The sequence below is a fragment of the Blautia hansenii DSM 20583 genome, assembly GCF_002222595.2.
Classification (GTDB): Bacteria; Bacillota; Clostridia; order Lachnospirales; family Lachnospiraceae; genus Blautia; species Blautia hansenii.
In genome coordinates this window covers 2,085,141-2,105,145 of record NZ_CP022413.2, presented here as the reverse complement: position 1 = coordinate 2,105,145, position 20,005 = coordinate 2,085,141, and the positions used below count along the sequence as shown (strand labels likewise).

General features: G+C 40.5%; 24 protein-coding genes. All 24 read left to right on the top strand.

Annotation, left to right across the window (positions count from 1 at the left end):
- Positions 1-15 precede the first annotated feature (15 nt).
- The 24 genes from CGC63_RS10715 to spo0A all read left to right on the top strand — a co-directional run bounded on the left by CGC63_RS10715 (position 16) and on the right by spo0A (position 19,936).
- On the top strand, positions 16-606 hold the full coding sequence (locus CGC63_RS10715) for a DUF2238 domain-containing protein (RefSeq protein ID WP_003019890.1): 591 nt from the start codon (positions 16-18) through the stop codon (positions 604-606).
- Positions 607-608: 2 nt separating this feature from the next.
- Entirely contained in the window at positions 609-1,394 is a 786-nt protein-coding gene (locus CGC63_RS10710; RefSeq protein WP_003019892.1) for a sugar phosphate isomerase/epimerase family protein, read from the top strand.
- A complete protein-coding gene (locus tag CGC63_RS10705) occupies positions 1,391-1,783 on the top strand; it encodes a DUF4430 domain-containing protein (protein ID WP_003019894.1) in 393 nt (130 codons plus the stop codon). The genes CGC63_RS10710 and CGC63_RS10705 overlap by 4 nt, the downstream gene beginning before the upstream one ends.
- A gap of 79 nt (positions 1,784-1,862) precedes the next feature.
- Positions 1,863-2,834: a stage III sporulation protein AA gene (spoIIIAA, locus tag CGC63_RS10700; RefSeq protein ID WP_003019895.1), complete on the top strand. Its 972-nt coding sequence runs from the start codon at positions 1,863-1,865 to the stop codon at positions 2,832-2,834.
- A complete protein-coding gene (locus CGC63_RS10695) occupies positions 2,828-3,346 on the top strand; it encodes a stage III sporulation protein AB (protein ID WP_003019896.1) in 519 nt (172 codons plus the stop codon). Before spoIIIAA ends, CGC63_RS10695 begins: the two co-directional genes overlap by 7 nt.
- Positions 3,347-3,369: 23 nt before the next feature.
- Positions 3,370-3,564 carry a stage III sporulation protein AC gene (gene spoIIIAC, locus CGC63_RS10690; RefSeq protein WP_003019897.1) on the top strand — a complete coding sequence of 65 codons (195 nt, stop codon included), beginning with the start codon at positions 3,370-3,372 and terminating at the stop codon, positions 3,562-3,564.
- A gap of 11 nt (positions 3,565-3,575) precedes the next feature.
- Positions 3,576-3,962 (top strand): SpoIIIAC/SpoIIIAD family protein, encoded by a 387-nt coding sequence (locus tag CGC63_RS10685; RefSeq protein WP_003019898.1) that lies wholly within the window; start codon positions 3,576-3,578, stop codon positions 3,960-3,962.
- Positions 3,963-3,979: 17 nt separating this feature from the next.
- Positions 3,980-5,098, top strand: a complete 1,119-nt coding sequence (locus tag CGC63_RS10680; RefSeq protein ID WP_242648451.1) for a stage III sporulation protein AE — start codon at positions 3,980-3,982, stop codon at positions 5,096-5,098.
- 189 nt (positions 5,099-5,287) lie between these two features.
- A complete protein-coding gene (locus tag CGC63_RS10675) occupies positions 5,288-5,599 on the top strand; it encodes a stage III sporulation protein AF (RefSeq protein ID WP_154965464.1) in 312 nt (103 codons plus the stop codon).
- Positions 5,596-6,075, top strand: coding sequence for a SpoIIIAG-related protein (locus tag CGC63_RS10670; protein ID WP_003019901.1), 480 nt, complete (start codon positions 5,596-5,598; stop codon positions 6,073-6,075). Before CGC63_RS10675 ends, CGC63_RS10670 begins: the two co-directional genes overlap by 4 nt.
- Before the next feature lie 13 nt (positions 6,076-6,088).
- Positions 6,089-6,760, top strand: a complete 672-nt coding sequence (locus tag CGC63_RS10665; RefSeq protein WP_009246329.1) for a SpoIIIAH-like family protein — start codon at positions 6,089-6,091, stop codon at positions 6,758-6,760.
- Between the two features lie 73 nt (positions 6,761-6,833).
- A complete protein-coding gene (locus CGC63_RS10660) occupies positions 6,834-8,426 on the top strand; it encodes a peptide chain release factor 3 (protein WP_003019903.1) in 1,593 nt (530 codons plus the stop codon).
- A gap of 118 nt (positions 8,427-8,544) precedes the next feature.
- A complete protein-coding gene (locus tag CGC63_RS10655; protein ID WP_003019904.1) occupies positions 8,545-8,922 on the top strand; it encodes an Asp23/Gls24 family envelope stress response protein in 378 nt (125 codons plus the stop codon).
- A gap of 110 nt (positions 8,923-9,032) precedes the next feature.
- Positions 9,033-9,440, top strand: coding sequence for a transcription antitermination factor NusB (gene nusB / locus CGC63_RS10650; protein WP_003019905.1), 408 nt, complete (start codon positions 9,033-9,035; stop codon positions 9,438-9,440).
- A complete protein-coding gene (gene xseA, locus CGC63_RS10645) occupies positions 9,437-10,648 on the top strand; it encodes an exodeoxyribonuclease VII large subunit (protein WP_003019907.1) in 1,212 nt (403 codons plus the stop codon). Before nusB ends, xseA begins: the two co-directional genes overlap by 4 nt.
- A 3-nt stretch (positions 10,649-10,651) precedes the next feature.
- Positions 10,652-10,870 carry an exodeoxyribonuclease VII small subunit gene (xseB, locus tag CGC63_RS10640; RefSeq protein WP_003019909.1) on the top strand — a complete coding sequence of 73 codons (219 nt, stop codon included), beginning with the start codon at positions 10,652-10,654 and terminating at the stop codon, positions 10,868-10,870.
- Positions 10,860-11,750, top strand: a complete 891-nt coding sequence (locus CGC63_RS10635; RefSeq protein WP_003019911.1) for a polyprenyl synthetase family protein — start codon at positions 10,860-10,862, stop codon at positions 11,748-11,750. The genes xseB and CGC63_RS10635 overlap by 11 nt, the downstream gene beginning before the upstream one ends.
- Positions 11,751-11,763: 13 nt before the next feature.
- Positions 11,764-13,620, top strand: coding sequence for a 1-deoxy-D-xylulose-5-phosphate synthase (gene dxs / locus CGC63_RS10630; protein WP_003019914.1), 1,857 nt, complete (start codon positions 11,764-11,766; stop codon positions 13,618-13,620).
- Positions 13,621-14,427 carry a TlyA family RNA methyltransferase gene (locus CGC63_RS10625; RefSeq protein ID WP_003019916.1) on the top strand — a complete coding sequence of 269 codons (807 nt, stop codon included), beginning with the start codon at positions 13,621-13,623 and terminating at the stop codon, positions 14,425-14,427.
- Positions 14,428-14,429: 2 nt separating this feature from the next.
- On the top strand, positions 14,430-15,293 hold the full coding sequence (locus CGC63_RS10620; RefSeq protein WP_003019917.1) for an NAD(+)/NADH kinase: 864 nt from the start codon (positions 14,430-14,432) through the stop codon (positions 15,291-15,293).
- A 12-nt stretch (positions 15,294-15,305) separates the two neighbouring features.
- Positions 15,306-15,764: an arginine repressor gene (gene argR / locus CGC63_RS10615; RefSeq protein WP_003019919.1), complete on the top strand. Its 459-nt coding sequence runs from the start codon at positions 15,306-15,308 to the stop codon at positions 15,762-15,764.
- A 20-nt stretch (positions 15,765-15,784) separates the two neighbouring features.
- The gene (recN, locus tag CGC63_RS10610) at positions 15,785-17,467 is read left to right on the top strand and encodes a DNA repair protein RecN (protein WP_003019922.1); all 1,683 of its coding nucleotides are present in this window, start codon (positions 15,785-15,787) and stop codon (positions 17,465-17,467) included.
- Between the two features lie 250 nt (positions 17,468-17,717).
- The gene (gene spoIVB, locus CGC63_RS10605; RefSeq protein ID WP_003019924.1) at positions 17,718-18,944 is read left to right on the top strand and encodes a SpoIVB peptidase; all 1,227 of its coding nucleotides are present in this window, start codon (positions 17,718-17,720) and stop codon (positions 18,942-18,944) included.
- 197 nt (positions 18,945-19,141) lie between these two features.
- Positions 19,142-19,936 (top strand): sporulation transcription factor Spo0A, encoded by a 795-nt coding sequence (gene spo0A / locus CGC63_RS10600; RefSeq protein ID WP_003019926.1) that lies wholly within the window; start codon positions 19,142-19,144, stop codon positions 19,934-19,936.
- Positions 19,937-20,005 lie beyond the last annotated feature (69 nt).

Below are 20,005 nucleotides of genomic sequence, written 5' to 3'. Positions count from 1 at the left end.
AAAGGAGGAAGAAATATGCAGGAAAAGACATTGAAAAAGGTCTGGTACGGAAGTATTGTTCTTTATATAGGAACTTTGGCGTTTGTAGCCGTGCTTACCCCATGTATTGTGCCCCTGATTTTTAAGCTGTGTCATTGGAATGTGGTATATGAAATTTATATTTTGTCCAATGTTTTTACCTATTTTGCCAGCGTGTGGGGAGGAGCACTGGACGCTTATCGTCTTTATGGCTTTGATAAAGCGCTCCATTTTTCCAGCGGATGGCTGATTACAACGGCGGCGGTGATTTTGTATTTTACCATTAAAGGAGACAGAAAATTTCAGTCCAAAAGAGAATTTGCGATTTTTCTTATTTTTATCAATGCTGTTAATATGGCAGTGGCACAGCTATGGGAATTTTATGAGTACGTCATGCTGATTTTCTTTAAAAATGATTGTATCAATCATTATACCCAAGGGGTTCATGACAGCATTACCGATATGCTGTGTGCCACGGTGGCAGGTATCGGTCTTACGGTCTTTCTTGTTTTATATTATAAAAATGGAAGAAGAAGTTTTTTTGTCAATATTTATGAGAAATTTTATGACAGAAATGTGGGGAAATAAATATGTTCTATTTCAGTCATTTATTACGTGATGAAGAAATGAAAGAGGTTATACAGGAAACAGGAATGGGTGTAGAGTCCATCGAATTTTCCATTGCGGAAAATTTAGACAATTTTTCAAAAACCTTGCTTTCCTATGAAAAAAGACTGGGAAAAATGGGCTGTGAAAAGCTTTTGCTTCACGGTCCTTTTCTGGACTTAAATCCGGTATCCTATGACTTATCCATTCGGAATGTGACTATGAAAAGATATGAGGAAGCTTATCAGGCAGCAAAGGCTTTGGGAGCGAAAAAAATTGTGTATCATACCTGTTATGTGCCTGATTTTTATCTTTTAATCGGATGGGCAGAGCGGATGGCAGAGTTTTACAAAGAATTTCTTTATAACAAAGACAATTCCATAGAAATTGTTATGGAGAATGTATTAGACCGCATCCCACAGCCTATGGCAGAAGTGGCAGAAAAAACGGAACATCCTGCCTTTGGATTGTGTCTGGATGTAGGTCATGCCAACTGCTATTCTAAAGTTCCTTGTAAGGAATGGTTTCAGACGGAGAAAAAATATCTGAAGCATTCTCATTTACATGACAATAAAGGGGATAGAGACAGCCATTTACCCTTGGGCACAGGTACGGTTTGCAGGGATACCGTAAGAGAAATTTTAAGAGAAAAGCAGGTGGATACCTGTACCATAGAATGCAGTACGCAGGAAGCCGTACTTGCCTCTTTTTATGGTGCAAAAAACCTTTTCGAGAGTAAAAAAACAGACAATAGAGAGGAAAAACAATGAAGAAAAAAATTATTGCAGCAGCAAGTGTTTTGATTATATTTGTATGTGTATTATGTGCCGTTTTATTTATGGGAAATAAAAAAGAAACAAAAGAAGGTACAAAAAAGGTTTCTATTGAAGTTGTACATGGAGACGGAAAGGCGGAAACTTTTGAGTATAACACAGAAGCCGAATTTTTAGGTGAAATTTTAAAAGAAAATGAGCTTGTAGAAGGTGAAGAAGGCGAATATGGTCTGTTTATTACTTCTGTAGATGGAGAAAAAGCAGATGATACAAAAGAACAGTGGTGGTGTATTACCAAAGGCGGAGCTCAGGTGAATACTTCCGCAGATAAAACATCTGTACAAGATGGCGACAAGTTCGAAATTACATTAAAAGAAGGATATTAAAAGAAAAAGAATCTGCCCGACTTTTCTATGTGTCATAAAAAGGGATTGTCCTCATATATTATTTTAAGAGGTGAGGCAAATGACAGAACAGGATATTACAAAACTGTTTCCTGCACAAATTAGAAAAGCTCTTGGGCAGGCTCTTTTTGACAGAAATAAAATCTACGAAATCCGACTGAGGGTGAATGCGCCTCTGATTGTGATTTATCAGGGAAAAGAATATTTTTTGACCTTAGAAGGAGAGCTGACAAGAGAGGAGGCAAAGGCTTACCATGTTCAAACAGAGGATTTAAAGGAAATGCTGGAATATATCAGCGGCTATTCTCTCTATGCCTTTGAGGAGGAAATACGGCAGGGCTTTCTCACCATTGTGGGAGGCCACAGAGTAGGAATTGCAGGAAAAACCATCTTAGACGGCAATAAGATTAAAAGTCTGAAATACATATCTTATATCAATCTTCGATTATCACATCAGATAAAGGGGTGCGCATCCCCCATACTTCCCTATATTATAAAAAACAGACAAATTTGCCATACCCTGATTATTTCTCCCCCCAGGTGCGGGAAAACCACGCTTTTAAGAGATTTAATCCGTCAGGTCAGCAACGGAAACCGCTATATGCCGGGAGTTTCCGTAGGTGTGGTAGATGAGCGTTCGGAAATTGCAGGCTCTTATCAGGGAATACCGCAAAATGATTTGGGTATACGCACAGATGTTTTAGATTGTTGTCCGAAGGCAGAGGGAATGATGATGCTGATACGTTCCATGTCACCGGAGGTAGTGGCAGTAGACGAGCTGGGCGATTATGAAGACATTCATGCCATAGAGTCTGTTATTCACTGTGGCTGCAAGCTTTTTGCAACTGTTCACGGAAGCTCCATAGAGGATATTAAACGAAAGCCGTTGCTTCAAAGGCTGATGCAGGAAAAGGTTTTCGAGCGTTATATTGTGCTGTATAAAAAAGACTGTGCTGGACAAATAAAGGCTATTTACGATGAGAGGGGAACCGGTCTTTATGATGCTTCCCGAAGGCAGGGGATTTTATGCTGAAAATCATAGGGGCAGTTCTGGTGATTTTTGCCTGTGCAGCATTGGGGTATAAGAAAAGTGCGGCAATTTCTGACAGGCTGTTTTTGCTTCGGGAAATTGAAAAGCTGCTGCTGCTTTTAATGGGAGAAATTACTTATCGAAGGGAAGCCTTGCCGGAAGCCGTGCTGCGTGTTTCCGGCAAAGTGCAAGAACCCTTGTGCAGTTTTTTGAAAGAGACGGCAGAGATGGCGCAGAAATATCAGGGAGAGCGTTTTGCCTGTATTTTTCGGGAAAATGCAGAAAAATATTTGAAAAACAGCGAGCTGACGCAGAAGGATTTTGAAGAATTTGTACAGCTTGGAGAATATCTGGGATATTTGGATACAGACATGCAGAAAAATACAACACAGTGGTATTTGCAGCAGTTAAAAACAGAAATTGACATCCTTGCAGGGGAGATACCGGTAAAGAAAAAGCTATATCGGAGCTTAGGGGTTTTGTCAGGGATTTTTCTGGCGATTTTGTTACTGTAATACAGCATACAGGAGGAAACAGAGTGGAGGTAGGGTTATTATTTAAAATCGGTGCAGTGGGGATACTGGTGTCTGTTCTGTGCCAGATATTAAAGCACAGTCAGAGAGAGGAGCTGGCATTTTTGACAAGCCTGACAGGACTTCTTTTGGTATTGTTCTGGATACTTCCCTATATTTACGATTTATTCCGTACCATTGAAGACTTGTTTTCATTATAGCAGGAGGGGATATGGAAGTTATAAGAATTGTGATGATAGGCATTACAGGGATGCTGCTGGGACTGCTTTTAAAAGGGACAAGACCGGAATATACCGTATATTTAAGCCTTGGGGCTGGCATCTGTATTTTTTCTTATATGACAGAAAAAATTGCATATATATTTTCTTCTGTTTTACAGCTTCAGGAATATTTGCCGCTGGATACCAAGTATTTTGTGATTTTGTTAAAAATGCTGGGAGCGGCTTATGTGGCTCAGTTTTCTTCCGGACTTTGCAAGGATGCAGGTTACAGTGCAGTGGCTTCCCAGATTGAGGTTTTTACAAAGCTGTATATGATGGTTCTGTCCATGCCGGTGCTTTTGGCTTTGATGGAAACAATTCGCAGCTTTCTGCCATGAGGATAAAAAAGATACAAATGATATTTTTTCTTTTTCTTTTGTTTTCCATACCGGTACAGGCTTCCAACGGGGAGCAGGGAAATACGCAGGAGCAGCTTTTAGACAGTATGGAGCTGGAAAAAATGCAGGAAGCGGTAAACGAGCTTTTAGGGGAAGAGACTTTTTCTGTAAAAGAAAGCATCAAAAAGGCACTTTCAGGGGAAGAACCTTTTTCCGCAGAGCATTTTGGGGAAATCGGAAAAGCATTTTTATATCAACAGCTTTTGCCGGATAAGAAAATTCTGGTTCAGGTTATCCTTCTGGTATTGGCTGCTTCTCTGTTTTCTAATTTTACAGGAATGTTCGGAAAAGGAGAAACGGGAGGAATCAGTTTTTACATGGTATATCTTTTTTTGCTTACCATACTCATGAAAAGCTTTGGACAGATGAGTCGGATCATTTCTTCCGGTTTAGAGGATTTTGTGTTTTTTATGAAAGCATTGATGCCCTCCTATTTTCTGGCAGTGACAGCAGCCGGAGGTGTGGCAAGCGCCATGATTTTTTATAACATGGTGCTGGCTGTAATTTACGTTATTCAGGTTATTTTATTAAAGCTGGTAGTACCGGGGATACATCTGTTTGTTTTGTTTCAGCTGGTAAATTATCTTCATAAAGAAGATATTCTGTCTAAAATGGCAGAGTTTTTTAAAACAATTTTAGAGTGGACTCTGCATACCTGTGTGGCAGTTCTTGTGGGGATGCAGGTTATTCAGAACATGATATCTCCGGCTGTGGACTCTTTAAAACGAGATGTCATAGGAAAAACAGCCACCGCCATTCCGGCAGTAGGGAACGCCATTGACGGCGTAACAGAGGTGGCGCTTGGAACGGCTGTGCTTATTCGAAACTGTATTGGCGTAGTGGGAATTTTGGTTTTACTCCTTTTAGGACTTCCTCCTATTATTCGTCTGGGAGTAACCACCTTGATCTATAAGCTTTTGGCAGCCGTTGTCCAGCCCGTGGCAGACAAACGAATGACAGGCTGCCTCTCCACCATGGGAGAGGGCTGCAGATTACTTTTGAGAGTATTATTAACAGTAGAGTTGTTGCTACTCATTACCATTGCTATTTTATCCGTTTCATTTGTTTCTCATTAATTGTATAAAAATATTTGCTCAGATGCAACGACATGTTCTTTTGCAAACAATTGGAACATTTTGCGATTTTTCGAGCATCTATAAGCGGCGTAGAAAAATAAGAAAATGGACAGTTTGCAGGGGAATATGGAGTCAGCATCTGTTAAAAACTTTTTATTACATTTGTTTGAGAAAGAAAGGAGAAAATCTATGCTCTCACAACTATATTCCTGGCTTCAAAACGTAGTCTGCTATTTTTTTCTGCTGACCGTAGTTATGAATTTACTCCCCGATGATAGCTACAAGAAATATATTCGTTATTACATGGGCTTGCTGCTTATCCTTACATTTTTATCTCCTATTTTTCAGATTACCGATATGGGACAAAAACTGGAGTCTTATATAGAGAGCTTCGAGGGGTTTGAAACAGAAGCGCAAGAGTGGGAAGAAAAAGCAGAGGCATGGGAGCAAAGCTGGGAGAAGGAGACAGAAATTTTAAGAGGGCAGGAGGTAGAACCATGAAGCTTTTACAGGGAATGATGAAAAAAGAAAAATTGGTTGTCATTCTTCTCCTTGGACTTCTTTTGCTCATTGCAGCTCTTCCCGTAAAGGAAAGGGAAGTGCCGCAAATGCTGTCGGAGGAAGAAAACGGCACAGAACAGGAAAAAGAACAAAAGGACTGGCAGCAGCAGATGGAAGAACAGCTGGAAAAGGTATTGGAAAAGGTAAAGGGGGTAGGAGAAGCAGAAGTTATTCTCACCTGTGAAGGCACAGAGAAAAATCTGGTGGAAAAGGATGAACAGGATACCGTTTATACAAAGGATGCAAAGGGTAATCAAATCCCCTATCTTACATCACAGGAATATCCCAAAGTGCTTGGTGTCGTGGTGGTGGCAGAGGGAGGTGATAATCCCGTAATTATTCGCAACATTCAGGAGGCAGTACAGGTATTATTTCAGGTGGAAGCCCATAAAATTAAAGTAATGAAAATGAATTAGAGGAGAATGTCACATGAAAAAAATCTTCAAAAAAAATCAGGTCATTATTACAGCTTTGGCAATTATGATTGCTGTGGCAGGGTACATCAATTACTCAGACAATCATCTGGGAATTGACAAAACGCTGAAGAAGGCAAGTACGAAAACCTCGCAAAAGGATGAAGAGGAAACACAGGAAACCGATGCCATCGTAGAAGAAATCGAAAGTCTGGATTATGACATCACAGACGAAACTGCCATGGCAGAAGAAAATCAGAAGGCGGCAGAAGAAGAAAAAGAAACGGAAACACCGGGAGAAGCAGTGCTGACAGGTGCATCCGGCTTTGTGGCAGAAGCAAAGGTCAGCAGAGAACAGGTGCGCTCTGCCAATAAAGAAACACTGCTGGAAATCATCAACAATGAAAATTTAGGTGAGGAACAGAAGCAGGAGGCTGTCAATTCCATGGTAAACATGACTAATCTTGCAGAGCAGGAGGAAGCCGCAGAGCTGTTGCTTGACGCGCAGGGCTTTCAGAATGTGGTGGTAAATTTGACAGGTGACAGCGCAGATGTTATTGTGCCGAAGGAATATATGGAAGATGCCAACAGAGCTCAGATTGAGGATATTGTAAAGAGGAAAACAAATGTAGCGGCAGAAAAGATTGTGATTACTCCTTTGGACGGCGGAACCGGGGAAAATGAATAAATCCCCTTGACACATATTTCCCCGTATACTAAAATAGCGTCAGTGTGCTATATGAAATGAAGGAGGGCCTAAGGTGGCTGACTATACGAAAGAAATTACAAAAAGACGTACATTTGCAATTATTTCTCACCCCGATGCAGGTAAAACAACTCTTACCGAGAAGTTTCTGCTTTACGGAGGTGCGATTAATCTGGCAGGAAGCGTAAAAGGAAAAGCAACTGCCCGCCATGCAGTTTCTGACTGGATGGAAATAGAAAAGGAGAGAGGTATTTCTGTTACTTCCTCTGTGTTGCAGTTTAATTATGATGGTTATTGTATCAATATTTTGGATACACCGGGACATCAGGACTTCTCAGAGGATACTTATCGTACTTTGATGGCGGCAGACTCTGCCGTAATGGTTATTGACGCATCAAAGGGTGTGGAAGCGCAGACCAGAAAGCTTTTCAAGGTTTGTGCCATGCGAAATATTCCTATCTTTACATTTATTAACAAGCTGGACAGAGATGCCAACGATACCTTTGATTTATTAGACGAAATCGAAAAGGAACTGGGAATTCCCACATGCCCCATTAACTGGCCTATTGGTTCAGGAAAGAAATTCAGAGGTGTGTATGACAGGGAAACAGGAAAGGTTTTGACTTTCTCAGATACCATGAAAGGTACAAAAGAAGGTCTGGAAGAAGAAATTGCTTTAGATGAACCACGTATTGATGAAGTTTTGGATGCAGATCAGAAGGAACAGCTTTTAGAAGAAATTGAGCTTTTAGACGGAGCAAGCGCTGAGTTTGATCAGGAGCTTGTGGATCAGGGAAAACTCTCTCCTGTGTGCTTTGGATCTGCTCTTACTAACTTTGGTGTGGAAACTTTCTTAAAACATTTCTTGAAAATGACTTCTACACCGTTGCCAAGAAAAGCAGATATTGGAGAGGTAGATCCTCTGACAGAAGATTTTTCTGCTTTTGTATTTAAAATACAGGCAAATATGAATAAAAATCACAGAGACAGAATTGCGTTTATGCGCATTTGCTCTGGCAAGTTTGAAGCATCAAAAGAAGTGTTCCATGTACAGGGGAACAAAAAAATGCGTCTTTCTCAGCCACAGCAGATGATGGCACAGGACAGACACGTAGTAGATGAGGCTTATGCAGGGGATATTATTGGTGTCTTTGACCCGGGAATTTTCTCTATTGGAGATACGGTATGTACACCAGGAAAGAAGTTTCAGTATGAAGGTATTCCTACTTTTGCTCCGGAACATTTTGCACGTGTGCGTCTGTTAGACAGCATGAAGCGTAAGCAGTTTGTGAAAGGAATTAACCAGATTGCACAGGAAGGCGCTATTCAGATTTTTCAGGAAATCATGGGCGGTATGGAAGAAATTATCGTAGGTGTTGTAGGTGTTCTTCAGTTTGACGTATTAAAATATCGTCTGGAGAATGAGTACAATGTAGACATCCGTTTGGAAGCCCTGCCTTATGAACATATCCGTTGGATTGAAAATAAAGAAGAAGTGGATGTGAAGCGTCTCACAGGTACTTCCGACATGAAGAAGGTTATGGATATGAAGGGAAATCCGCTTTTGCTGTTTATCAACAGCTGGAGTATCGGAATGACCTTGGACAGAAACGAAGGTCTGAAATTGGCAGAGTTTTCCAGAAATTAGAAAGAAAAAAGATGCAGAAGGTGGTTTTTTGCGGGAAAAGCAAAAAACCACTTTTAATTTTTTCAGGGTTTTGGTATAATAAGAAGCAGGATATTTCCTATTAGGAGGTTAAATCAGAATGGAAGATAGAAACAGATATAAAATACATGATAACGGCTCTCTTGGGGAAGTACAGATTGCAGACGAAGTAGTGGCGATTATTGCAGGACTGGCAGCAACAGAGGTAGAAGGTGTCGGCTCCATGGCAGGAAACATTACAAATGAGCTTGTTGGAAAGCTGGGCATGAAGGTGCTTTCAAAAGGTGTAAAGGTAGATGTTTTAGAAGATGTAGTATGCGTAGATATTGCTCTTAATATCGAATATGGCTTTAATATTTTAGAAACAAGCAAAAAAGTACAGGAAAGAGTAAAGGCTGCCATTGAAAATATGACAGGTCTTACTGTTTCTGATGTAAACGTGCGCATTGCAAGCGTAGAGATTGAAAAGACAAAATAGTTCATTGACAAGTTCACAGCTAAAAGAGAAGAGAGGTAAGGTGTCTTTTTTAGGGCACCTTATTTTTGCTATAAGAGAATTTAAAAAGGATACGTACAGGAGGAAGAAATATGGGAAGACGAGAAATGAGAGAACACATTTTCAAACTTCTTTTTTTAGGAGAGTTTAATGAAACAGCGGAAATGCCGGAACAGATACAGTTATATTTTGAGGGCCTTTCTGATTTACAGCCTACAGAACAAGCTTACATGGAAAATAAATATGCTTTGGTAAAGGAACATTTGGAAGAAATTGACGCTTTATTAAATGAAAAGTCAGCAGGTTGGAAAACAAAGAGAATGAGTAAAGTTGACTTGAATATTCTTCGTTTGGCTGTTTATGAAATGAAATATGATGAAGACGTACCGGTTAAAGTCGCAATCAATGAGGCAGTTGAAATTAGTAAGAGCTTTGGTGGAGATGATTCTGCTTCTTTTGTCAATGGAATATTGGGTAAAATAGCAAGGGAAGATTTATGAACAGTATCTACTCCGTAGGTCAGGTAAATAATTATATTAAAAATATGTTTCAGCAGGATTTTCTGTTGAATAAAATAAGTATAAAAGGTGAAGTATCAAATTGTAAGTATCATACCTCCGGACATATTTACTTTTCATTAAAAGATGAGACAGGAGCTCTTGCCTGCGTCATGTTTGCAGGACAGAGAAAGGGTCTGGCATTTCCCATGAAAAACGGCGATAAAGTCGTAGTAAGCGGAAGCGTCAGTGTATATGAAAGAGATGGAAAATATCAGCTTTACGCCAAAGAGATTACTTTAGAAGGCGCAGGACTTTTATACGAGCGTTTTCTGGCATTAAAAGCAGAGCTGGAAGAGATGGGAATGTTTGCAAAGGAATACAAACAGCCCATTCCGGCTTATGCAAAAACCGTGGGGATTGTTACGGCGCCCACAGGAGCGGCCATACAGGATATCCGCAATGTGGCCGGAAGACGAAATCCTTATGTTCAGCTTATTTTGTATCCGGCGCTGGTACAGGGAGACGGTGCAAAGGAAAGTATTATTGAAGGAATTGAAAAGCTGGATGCTTACGGCGTCGATGTGATGCTTGTAGGCCGTGGCGGTGGTTCTGTGGAAGATTTGTGGGCGTTTAACGAGGAGGAAGTGGCGAGAGCAATTTTTAACTGTAAAACTCCCATAATATCAGCAGTGGGACATGAAACAGATACCACGATTGCGGACTTTGTGGCAGATTTGCGTGCGCCTACACCTTCGGCAGCCGCAGAGCTGGCTGTGGCAGATATCCGAGGCGTTTTTCAGTCTCTTGAAAATTATCGCCAGAAGCTTTCAAGAAATCTGGAAAATAAAATTCAGCTTTTACAGCAGCAGATAAAATATTATGAAAATCGTCTGCTGTATGGAAGTCCGGAGTTTCAGATAAGGGAAAAGCGTACACGCCTGTTGGATTTGGAGAACAGAATACAGAGTGCGATGGAAGCACAGATTTTCCATGCCAGACAAAACTTGAACATTTATATTGAACGAATGAAGGGGCTGTCACCTCTTGAAAAATTAAATCAGGGCTTTTCTTATGTGGAAAATCAAACAGGATCTGCCGTTACCGGTATTTCTCAGGTGAAGGTGGGAGAAGAACTGAAAATTCAGGTGACAGACGGAACGATTATAACAAAAGTAACCGATGTGAAAAAAGAAAAGAGAGGAGCATAGAGATTGACGGAGAAACTGACAGAAGAAAGAACCATTGAGGAAGGCTTGCAGGAGCTGGATAAAATTGTAGAAAAGCTGGAAAGCAGAGAAATCTCTCTGGAGGACTCCTTTGTCATGTACCAAAAAGGAATGGAAGTCTTAAAGCAGTGCAGCCAAAAAATCGATATGGTTGAGAAAAAAATGCTCCAGATGAATAAAGATGGTGATTTAAGTGAATTTTAAAACAGAACTTCAGGAAAGAACAGACTTTGCAGAGGCTGTGATTGAGAAATATCTGCCTGAAGAGCATGGATTTTCAGGGAGAATGGCAGAAGCTGTAAATTACAGCATGCGAGCAGGAGGAAAGCGTTTAAGACCTGTATTTATGAGAGAAGCTTATCAGATTTTGGGAGGAGAAGGGGAAATCATCGAGCCTTTTATGGCAGCCTTGGAAATGGTTCATACCCATTCTTTAATTCATGATGATTTGCCTGCCCTTGACAATGATGAATTCAGACGGGGAAAGCAAACCACCCATATTGTCTTTGGAGAAGCAGCGGCAATTTTAGCAGGGGATGCTCTGTTAAATTATGCTTATGAAACAGCTTTTTCTGCCTTTGATATGGCAAAGGATGAGGCAGAGCTTCAGCGTGTGGCAAAAGCATTAAAGGTTTTGGCACAGAAAACAGGAATAAAAGGAATGCTGGGCGGACAGGGAGTTGACGTGGAAAATGACGGAAAACCTCTGGAAAAACAGCTTTTGGATTATATATATGAAAATAAAACTTCAGCTTTAATCGAGGCCGCACTGATGGTTGGTGGTATTCTTGCAGGGGCTACGGATATTGAAAAGCTGGAGCAAATCGGCAGTAAAATCGGTATTGCTTTTCAGATACAAGATGATATTTTAGACGTTATCAGCAGTGCAGAGGAGCTTGGCAAGCCGATTGGAAGTGATGAAAAAAATAATAAGACCACGTATGTGACCTTAGAAGGCATTGAAAAAGCGGGGAATGAGGTGCAAAAGCTTACAGATGAAGCCGTTGGGCTTCTTCGTGAGCTTACAGATGAAAAGAGTTTTCTGGAAGAACTGTTTCAGTCTTTATGTGCCCGCAGAAAATAGAGGTGCATTACGAATGATTTTAGAAAATATAAAAAAAGAGAACGACATTAAAAAAGTCCCATTAGAAGATATGGAGCAGCTTGCACAGGAAATTCGGGAATTTCTTTTAGAGCATGTAAGTAAGACCGGCGGGCATCTGGCATCTAATTTAGGTGTGGTGGAGCTTACTATGGCGCTGCATTATGTGTTTTGTTTGCCGGAGGACAAGCTTATCTGGGATGTGGGACACCAATCCTATACTCACAAAATTTTAACAGGGCGAAAAGAAGGCTTTGACGGACTTCGTACCTTAGGCGGTATGAGCGGATTTCCCAAAAGATGCGAAAGTCCCTGTGACGCTTTTGACACGGGACATAGCTCAACCTCCATATCGGCAGGTGTGGGATATGTGCGGGCAAGGGATTTAAAGCAGGAAAATTACCATGTGGTATCCATTATCGGAGATGGAGCGCTTACAGGAGGAATGGCTTATGAAGCTTTGAACAATGCTTCTGTGCTGAAAAAGAATTTTATTGTTGTATTAAATGACAATGAAATGTCCATTTCCGAAAACGTGGGAGGAATTTCCAGCTATTTAAGTAATCTTCGTACAGCAGAAGGATATCAGGAATTTAAAACAGGGGTAAAAAACAGTCTGAGTAAGATACCGGGAATTGGTCCTGCAACGATTAAGCGTCTGCATAAAACAAAGGACAGTATTAAACGTCTGGTAATACCGGGAATGTTTTTTGAAGATATGGGGATTACCTATTTAGGACCTGTAAATGGACATGACTGCTCCAAGCTTATTCAGACCTTTCAGGAAGCAAAGAAGATTTCAGGTCCGGTACTGGTGCATGTAAAAACAGAAAAAGGCAGGGGATACGAACCTGCCATGCGTCATCCTGCCCGTTTTCATGGAACAGCAGCCTTTGATCTGGAAAACGGTCTTCCGCTCAGCAGCGGAGGAAAGGCAAATTATACAGACATTTTTTCTACGGTTATGCGAAAATTCGGTGACCGGGATGAGCGTGTTGTGGCAGTTACGGCAGCCATGCCGGATGGAACGGGCTTAAAGCGTTTTCGCAATATGTTTCCGGAGCGCTTCTTTGATGTGGGAATTGCGGAAGAGCATGCGGTGACTTTTGCAGCAGGTCTTGCTTTAGGCGGCATGATACCGGTGGTGGCAATTTATTCCTCTTTTTTGCAAAGAGCAGTAGACCAGATGATTGAGGATGTGTGTCTGCAAAATCTCCATGTGATTTTTGCGGTAGACAGAGCAGGTCTGGTAGGCAGTGACGGAGAAACACATCAGGGATGCTTTGATTTGACGTATTTATCCATGATACCCAACATGACGGTTATGGCTCCGAAAAACAAATGGGAGCTTTCGGATATGATGAAATTTGCAGTGAATTATGACGGACCGATTGCAATTCGATATCCCAGAGGAGAGGCTTATGACGGGCTGGAGGAATACAGAGCCCCTGTTTTAAAAGGGCGCAGTGAAATGATTTACGAGGGAAATTCCATTGCATTGCTTCCAATCGGAAGTATGGTAAAAACAGCATGTCAGGTTTATGAAATGCTGAAAGCAGAGGGAGAAACGCCGACTCTTGTAAACGCCAGATTTGTAAAGCCTCTGGATGAAAAAATGCTGGACAGACTGGCAAAGGAACATTCCCTGCTTGTAACTATGGAAGAAAATGTACAAAAGGGCGGTTTTGGAAGCGCAGTGATTGATTATATGCACAGACACCATCCGCAGGTTCGGGTGTTGAATATTGCGCTTCCGGATCGGTTTATCGAACATGGAAATCCTGAAAAGTTAAAAGAAAAAGCAGGAATTGATGCAGTTTCGGTTTATAAAAAAATCAAGGAGGCAAAATAAATGAAGGAACGTCTTGATGTCCTGCTTGTAAAAAGAGGGCTGGCAGTTTCCAGAGAAAAGGCAAAAGCTGTCATTATGGCAGGAAACGTATATGTAGATAATCAGAAAGAAGATAAAGCAGGAACTATGTTTCAGGAAACTGTGAATATTGAGATTCGCGGAAATACTTTAAAATATGTCAGTCGTGGTGGATTGAAACTGGAAAAAGCAATGAGCCATTTTGGAGTTGCCTTGGAAAATAAGGTTTGTATGGATGTAGGCTCTTCCACAGGAGGATTTACAGACTGTATGCTGCAAAACGGCGCTGTAAAAGTTTATGCCATTGACGTGGGACACGGACAGTTGGATTGGAAGCTTCGAAACGACCCCCGTGTTGTATGTATGGAGAAAACCAATATCCGCTATGTGGTGCCGGAGGACTTACAGGAAGCGGCAGATTTTTCTTCTATTGACGTATCTTTTATTTCTCTTACAAAGGTTTTGCTGCCTGTATATCATCTGTTAAAGGAAGATGGAGAAGTGGTTTGTCTGATTAAACCGCAGTTTGAGGCCGGCAGAGAAAAGGTAGGAAAAAAAGGTGTGGTAAGAGAGCCGAAGGTACATGAAGAGGTTATCGAAAAGGTAATGGAATATGCCAAAAGCATCGGTTATGCCACATTGCACTTAGAATATTCTCCGATTAAAGGGCCGGAGGGAAATATTGAATATCTTCTTCACTTGAAAAAGAAGGTAGATAATCTTCCAGAAGACACCCTGCTGGATGTAAAGGAAACGGTGGCAAACGCACATAAAGAACTGGATAAGTAGAGATGGATAAATTTTATATTATTGCAAACAGTGAAAAGGACGAGGGTCTGAAGGTATCGGAAAGAGTTGCGAAATATCTGGAAAGTAAGGGGAAAAGCTGTACCATTCGTCCGGCAAGCTTTGGAAATCGAGATCCCTTTACTCATTATACGGATATCCGTGCCATACCGGATGATGTGGAATGTGTGATTGTGCTGGGAGGAGACGGTACTTTATTGCAGGCTGCCAGAGATGTGGTAAGCCGTCAAATTCCGCTTTTGGGAATAAATTTGGGAACACTGGGCTATCTTGCAGAGATTGATAAGGACTCTATTGAGCCTGCGCTTAATCATTTGATTGCAGATGCGTATACCATTGAGCGAAGGATGATGTTAAGTGGAAAGGTATATCATCGGGGAAAAATGGTAGCAGAGGATGTGGCTTTAAACGACATTGTAATAGGAAGAGAAGGACCTTTGCGTGTTATTCGTTTTAATAATTATGTAAATGGGGAATTTTTAAATTCCTATACGGCAGACGGGATTATTATCTCCACCGCAACAGGCTCTACCGGATACAGCCTTTCCGCAGGCGGTCCTATTGTATCTCCGGAAACCAACATTATGATTATGACACCGGTTGCCCCTCATACCTTAAATACCAGAAGTATTATTTTTCCTGCGGAGGATGAGATTACCGTGGAAGTGACGGAGGGTGCACAGAAAAACGGAGAGGGAAAAGCAGTGGCATCCTTTGACGGAGACACCAATATTTCCATGAATGTAGGCGACAGAATTGTCATCAAGCGTTCTGTCAGTGATACAAAGATTATAAAAATCAGTAATATCAGTTTTTTAGAGGTGCTTCGTACAAAAATGAAAAATTAGGAGGTGATGAACATGAAAATCGCCAGACAGTCAAAAATTGTAGAGCTAATTAACGAATATGATATCGAGACACAGGAAGAGCTTGCTGCCAGATTAAATGCTGCGGGCTTTAAGGTAACACAGGCAACGGTTTCCAGAGATATCAGAGAAATGAAGCTGATGAAAATGGCAAGACAGGACGGAGGCTCAAAATATGGGCTGGTGTCTTCTCCGAACACAGCAGACAGCGAAAAGTACATACGTGTGTTAAGAGACGCTTATTTGTCAATGGATATTGCCCAGAATATTCTGGTTATTAAAACTACGGCAGGAATGGCAAATGCGGCAGCAGCGGCTTTGGACCATATCAGCTTTCAGGAAATCGTAGGAAGTCTTGCAGGAGACGATACCATAGCCTGCTTTTGCAAAAATGAAGGACAGGCAATGACACTGATGAATAAGATTAAAAAGGTCATTCATGTATATGAATAGAAAAATGGAGTATTCTGAGAATGTTAGTACATTTACATGTAAAAAATCTTGCGCTGATTGAAGAAGCAGAGGTTGATTTTGAAGAAGGACTGAATATTTTAACCGGAGAAACAGGAGCCGGAAAGTCTATTTTGATTGGTTCTGTAAATCTTGCTTTAGGTCAGAAAATGTCAAGAGAAATGATACGTGAGGGGGCAGACTATGCTTATGTGGAGCTGGTATTTCAGGTAAACCCCGATACAGAAGAAAAATTGAAAAAGCTGGAGGTCTTTCCGGAGGAGGGACAGGTGATTATTTCCCGCCGTTTTACAGAGAACAGAAGTATCAGTAAAATAAACGGAGAGACAACAACTGTTTCCGGAATACGGAAAATTTCAGAGCTTTTATTGGATATTCATGGACAGCATGAACATCAGTCTCTTTTGTACGCAGACAAACAGATGGAAATTCTGGATGCTTACGGACAGGCTGAGATTGAAAATGAAAAACAAAAAGTAAAAGAGCTCTATAAGGAGTACCGCAGTATAAAGCAGGAATTAGAGTCTTATCAGTTAGACGAAGAGCAGAGAAGACGGGAAATCAACTTTTTAGAGTATGAAATACAGGAAATCGAAGATGCTCAGCTAAAAGACGGAGAAGATGAGGAATTATCTTCCTCTTATCGAAAGCTTTTAAACGGTAAAAAGATTACCGAAAATTTAGGCGAGGTCTATCAGTTTACAGGGTATGAAGAAGGCGGCGCAGGACAGATAAGCAGAGCCCTGCAAAAGCTTTCCCAGATTGCTTCTTTTGACGAAAATCTGGAAGGACTTTTTTCTTCTCTTACCGATGTAGACAGTCTTTTAAATGATTTTAACAGAGAAGCTTCTTCTTACATGGCAGAATTTACATTCTCTGAGGAGGAATTTTTTGAAATCGAAAAAAGACTGGATATTATCAATGGATTAAAGGCAAAATACGGACATACCATACAGGAAATTTTCGATTATCAGGCAGAGCAGGAGGAAAAGCTGGAAAAGCTTTTGAATTTTGAAGAAAGAAAAGAAAAATTAGAAAGACAATGGAAGGAAAAGGAAGAGGAGCTGTCAAAAACATCGGCCGTTTTGACAAAGGTACGAAAAAAATGGGCAAAACAGTTGCAGGAGCAGATTATCTTGGGCTTGCAGGATTTGAACTTCCTCAATGTTTCCTTTGAAATTTCCTTTGAAGAAAGAGAGAAATTTACAGCTTTAGGAAAAGACCAAATTCATTTTCTGATTTCCACAAATCCGGGAGAAACGGTAAAGGAACTTTCCAAAGTGGTATCCGGCGGTGAGCTTTCCAGAATTATGCTGGCGATTAAAACGCTGCTGGCGGATAAGGACTGTACGGAAACCTTGATTTTTGACGAAATTGATACGGGAATTAGCGGCAGAACAGCGCAGAAGGTTGCAGAAAAAATGGCGTTAATCGGAGAAAAACATCAGGTGCTTTGCATTACTCATCTGCCTCAGATTGCAGCGCAGGCAGCCGGTCATTATATTATTGAAAAACAGGTAAAAAATGGGGAAACGGTTACAGAAATTTTCAGATTGAATGAGGAGAAATCTGTGGAAGAACTTGCCAGAATGTTGGGCGGCGCAGAGATAACAAATGCGGTGCTGCAAAATGCAAGGGAAATGAAAGATTTGGCACAGCAACAAAAAAATACAAGAGTGAAATAAAGAAATAATCACATACTAAAAAGGTACACAGCAGTGTATCTTTTTTTATTTCATAGGAAATTGCGTCCTATGAAATAAAAAATGCTCCGCAAGGATGCGCAGCTCGCGGAAGTGAAATTATCATTTTGTGAACCGCTCGCGCGCGGAGATTGCGCTATTGTGCAATCTTTCTTGTTGCATTAAGTTATAGTGAGAATATTTATATATTTTCTCACTATACTTAACGCCATAAATTATCTTGAAGATAACAATGAAATTTGAAAAAAATAGGAAAGGATTTGATTTTTTGCAGAAAAAACATAATTATCGCCTCCTTATTTTCGTATTATTATTAGCGGATATGTGCTTTATGACAGTTTTCGGAATTCGTTATCTGAAAAAAGCAATTCCGGACACTATTTATATCCGCCAGGGACAGGAAACAGGCGTTTCCCAGATGCTGGACTATCCTTTTGTAACATATTCGAAAAGTATTGATGTGTCAAAAAACGGCAGTTATCAAATACCGTGTTATTTCCTCGATATGTTTTACCTGAAGGATGTACAGGTGGAAACAGCGGATGAAAAATGGGTATCGGTATGTGGTATGCCCGCTGGTTTGTATATGGAAACCGAGGGTGTGCTGGTGGTTGACACAGGAGAAATTACAGGTAAGGACGGCGTACAGGCAGAGCCGGCAGAGCATATTGCAAAGTCGGGAGATTATATTTTGGAAGTGAATGGAACACCTGTCTTGGGGAAAAAAGATTTGATTAAAAATATTGAAGCCAGTCACGGGGAAACCGTGGAGCTTCTTGTAAACCGAAACGGTGAGCAAATACCTCTTTCCATTTCGCCCGTATTAGACCAAAATGACGAGTATAAGCTTGGGCTTTGGGTACGGGACAACACACAGGGAATTGGAACAATGACGTATATTGATGAAAACGGAAAATTCGGCGCTTTGGGGCATGGGATTAGTGATACAGACACAGGAGAGCTTCTGGATATTTCAGAAGGAGAACTGTACGAAGCCGAAATTGTTTCTATAAAAAAGGGAGCAAAAGGCATGCCGGGAGAGTTATCCGGTTATATTGAATATGAGCAGGAGAAAAAAATCGGAACCATTGAAAAAAACACAGAGCTGGGTATTTTCGGAGAGGTATTTGATGTGGAACGTTTGCCTCATAAGAAGGTTATGGTAGGATATCAACAAGAAGTAAAGGAAGGAAAAGCGAAACTTTTGACAAATCTGAATAAGGAAGTGAAGGCCTATGATATTGAAATAACAGAAATCTATCGAAATAAATCCAAAACAAATAAAGCCTTTGAAATTCAGGTAACAGACCCGAAGCTTTTAGAGGAAACAGGAGGGATTGTGCAGGGGATGAGCGGCAGCCCAATTCTTCAGGACGGAAAGCTGATTGGAGCAGTTACTCATGTTTTTGTACAGGATTCATCGAAAGGTTACGGGATTTTTATTGAAAATATGTTATAAAAATCTAGTGAAAAATCATGAATATGTCGAAATTGAATGAAAATAATCACAAAGAAAAACAAATTGTTGAAGGATTTGACTTGATTCTGAAAACAACAGAGAATATAATACTAATAGTCTTCAGTTATTGACGATTAAAAAGGGCGCCCGTCAAATTCTGAAGAAGTTGTTGTAACAAAATTGATGGAGGAAGATTAATGGAGAAGTTAAATGTCGCTATTGCAGATGATAACGAGAAAATGTTGGACTTATTGGGGAATTTAATTAACGAGGATAAAGAGCTGGAACTGGTAGGACATGCAAATAACGGTGCTGAAATATATGATATTATAAAAGAAAAAGAACCAGATGTTGTACTTTTAGATATTATTATGCCAAAAGTGGACGGACTTACCGTCATGGAAAGAGTGGGAAAAGACAATGCTTTAAAAAAACAGCCAGCGTTTATTGTCGTTTCAGCAGTGGGGCAGGAACAGATTACAGAAGACGCTTTTCAATTAGGTGCAAATTATTATATTTTAAAACCATTTGATAATAATATGCTGTTATCCAGAATTAAGCGTATGCGTAATTTCAGGGACGGAAGAAAAAGGGATATACGAAAAGTAGATGCTTATGAAAATACAGGCAGCTACTATGAAAGAAATTTAGAAGCAGATGTAACGGATATTATTCATGAAATCGGAGTGCCGGCACATATTAAAGGGTACCAGTATTTAAGAGATGCCATTATCCTGTCAGTAAACGACATGGAAATGTTAAATTCAATCACAAAAATACTGTACCCTACCATTGCTAAAAAACATCAGACAACGCCAAGCAGAGTTGAGCGTGCTATTCGTCATGCCATAGAGGTTGCGTGGAGCAGAGGAAAAATGGATACCATTGATGAATTATTTGGTTATACAGTCAGTACGGGAAAAGGGAAACCGACCAATTCAGAGTTTATTGCTCTTATTGCAGATAAAATACGGTTAGAATATAAAAAATAAAGAATTTACAACAATAAAAGAACTTTTCTTTACACGAAAAAAGGAGTATAATGTTGTTAGATAAAACAA

Excerpts from the sequence above, each read along its gene's own strand:
- CGC63_RS10655 (WP_003019904.1), top strand. The coding sequence starts at position 8,545 with ATGGAAGATAGAAACAGATATAAAATACATGATAACGGCTCTCTTGGG.
- nusB (WP_003019905.1), top strand. The coding sequence starts at position 9,033 with ATGGGAAGACGAGAAATGAGAGAACACATTTTCAAACTTCTTTTTTTA.
- CGC63_RS10695 (WP_003019896.1), top strand. The coding sequence starts at position 2,828 with ATGCTGAAAATCATAGGGGCAGTTCTGGTGATTTTTGCCTGTGCAGCA.
- CGC63_RS10620 (WP_003019917.1), top strand. The coding sequence starts at position 14,430 with ATGGATAAATTTTATATTATTGCAAACAGTGAAAAGGACGAGGGTCTG.
- CGC63_RS10665 (WP_009246329.1), top strand. The coding sequence starts at position 6,089 with ATGAAAAAAATCTTCAAAAAAAATCAGGTCATTATTACAGCTTTGGCA.
- CGC63_RS10625 (WP_003019916.1), top strand. The coding sequence starts at position 13,621 with ATGAAGGAACGTCTTGATGTCCTGCTTGTAAAAAGAGGGCTGGCAGTT.
- CGC63_RS10670 (WP_003019901.1), top strand. The coding sequence starts at position 5,596 with ATGAAGCTTTTACAGGGAATGATGAAAAAAGAAAAATTGGTTGTCATT.
- spoIIIAA (WP_003019895.1), top strand. The coding sequence starts at position 1,863 with ATGACAGAACAGGATATTACAAAACTGTTTCCTGCACAAATTAGAAAA.
- argR (WP_003019919.1), top strand. The coding sequence starts at position 15,306 with ATGAAAATCGCCAGACAGTCAAAAATTGTAGAGCTAATTAACGAATAT.
- CGC63_RS10705 (WP_003019894.1), top strand. The coding sequence starts at position 1,391 with ATGAAGAAAAAAATTATTGCAGCAGCAAGTGTTTTGATTATATTTGTA.
- CGC63_RS10715 (WP_003019890.1), top strand. The coding sequence starts at position 16 with ATGCAGGAAAAGACATTGAAAAAGGTCTGGTACGGAAGTATTGTTCTT.
- CGC63_RS10710 (WP_003019892.1), top strand. The coding sequence starts at position 609 with ATGTTCTATTTCAGTCATTTATTACGTGATGAAGAAATGAAAGAGGTT.
- spo0A (WP_003019926.1), top strand. The coding sequence starts at position 19,142 with ATGGAGAAGTTAAATGTCGCTATTGCAGATGATAACGAGAAAATGTTG.
- recN (WP_003019922.1), top strand. The coding sequence starts at position 15,785 with ATGTTAGTACATTTACATGTAAAAAATCTTGCGCTGATTGAAGAAGCA.
- CGC63_RS10680 (WP_242648451.1), top strand. The coding sequence starts at position 3,980 with ATGATATTTTTTCTTTTTCTTTTGTTTTCCATACCGGTACAGGCTTCC.
- spoIVB (WP_003019924.1), top strand. The coding sequence starts at position 17,718 with ATGAAATTTGAAAAAAATAGGAAAGGATTTGATTTTTTGCAGAAAAAA.
- CGC63_RS10685 (WP_003019898.1), top strand. The coding sequence starts at position 3,576 with ATGGAAGTTATAAGAATTGTGATGATAGGCATTACAGGGATGCTGCTG.
- CGC63_RS10675 (WP_154965464.1), top strand. The coding sequence starts at position 5,288 with ATGCTCTCACAACTATATTCCTGGCTTCAAAACGTAGTCTGCTATTTT.
- xseA (WP_003019907.1), top strand. The coding sequence starts at position 9,437 with ATGAACAGTATCTACTCCGTAGGTCAGGTAAATAATTATATTAAAAAT.
- dxs (WP_003019914.1), top strand. The coding sequence starts at position 11,764 with ATGATTTTAGAAAATATAAAAAAAGAGAACGACATTAAAAAAGTCCCA.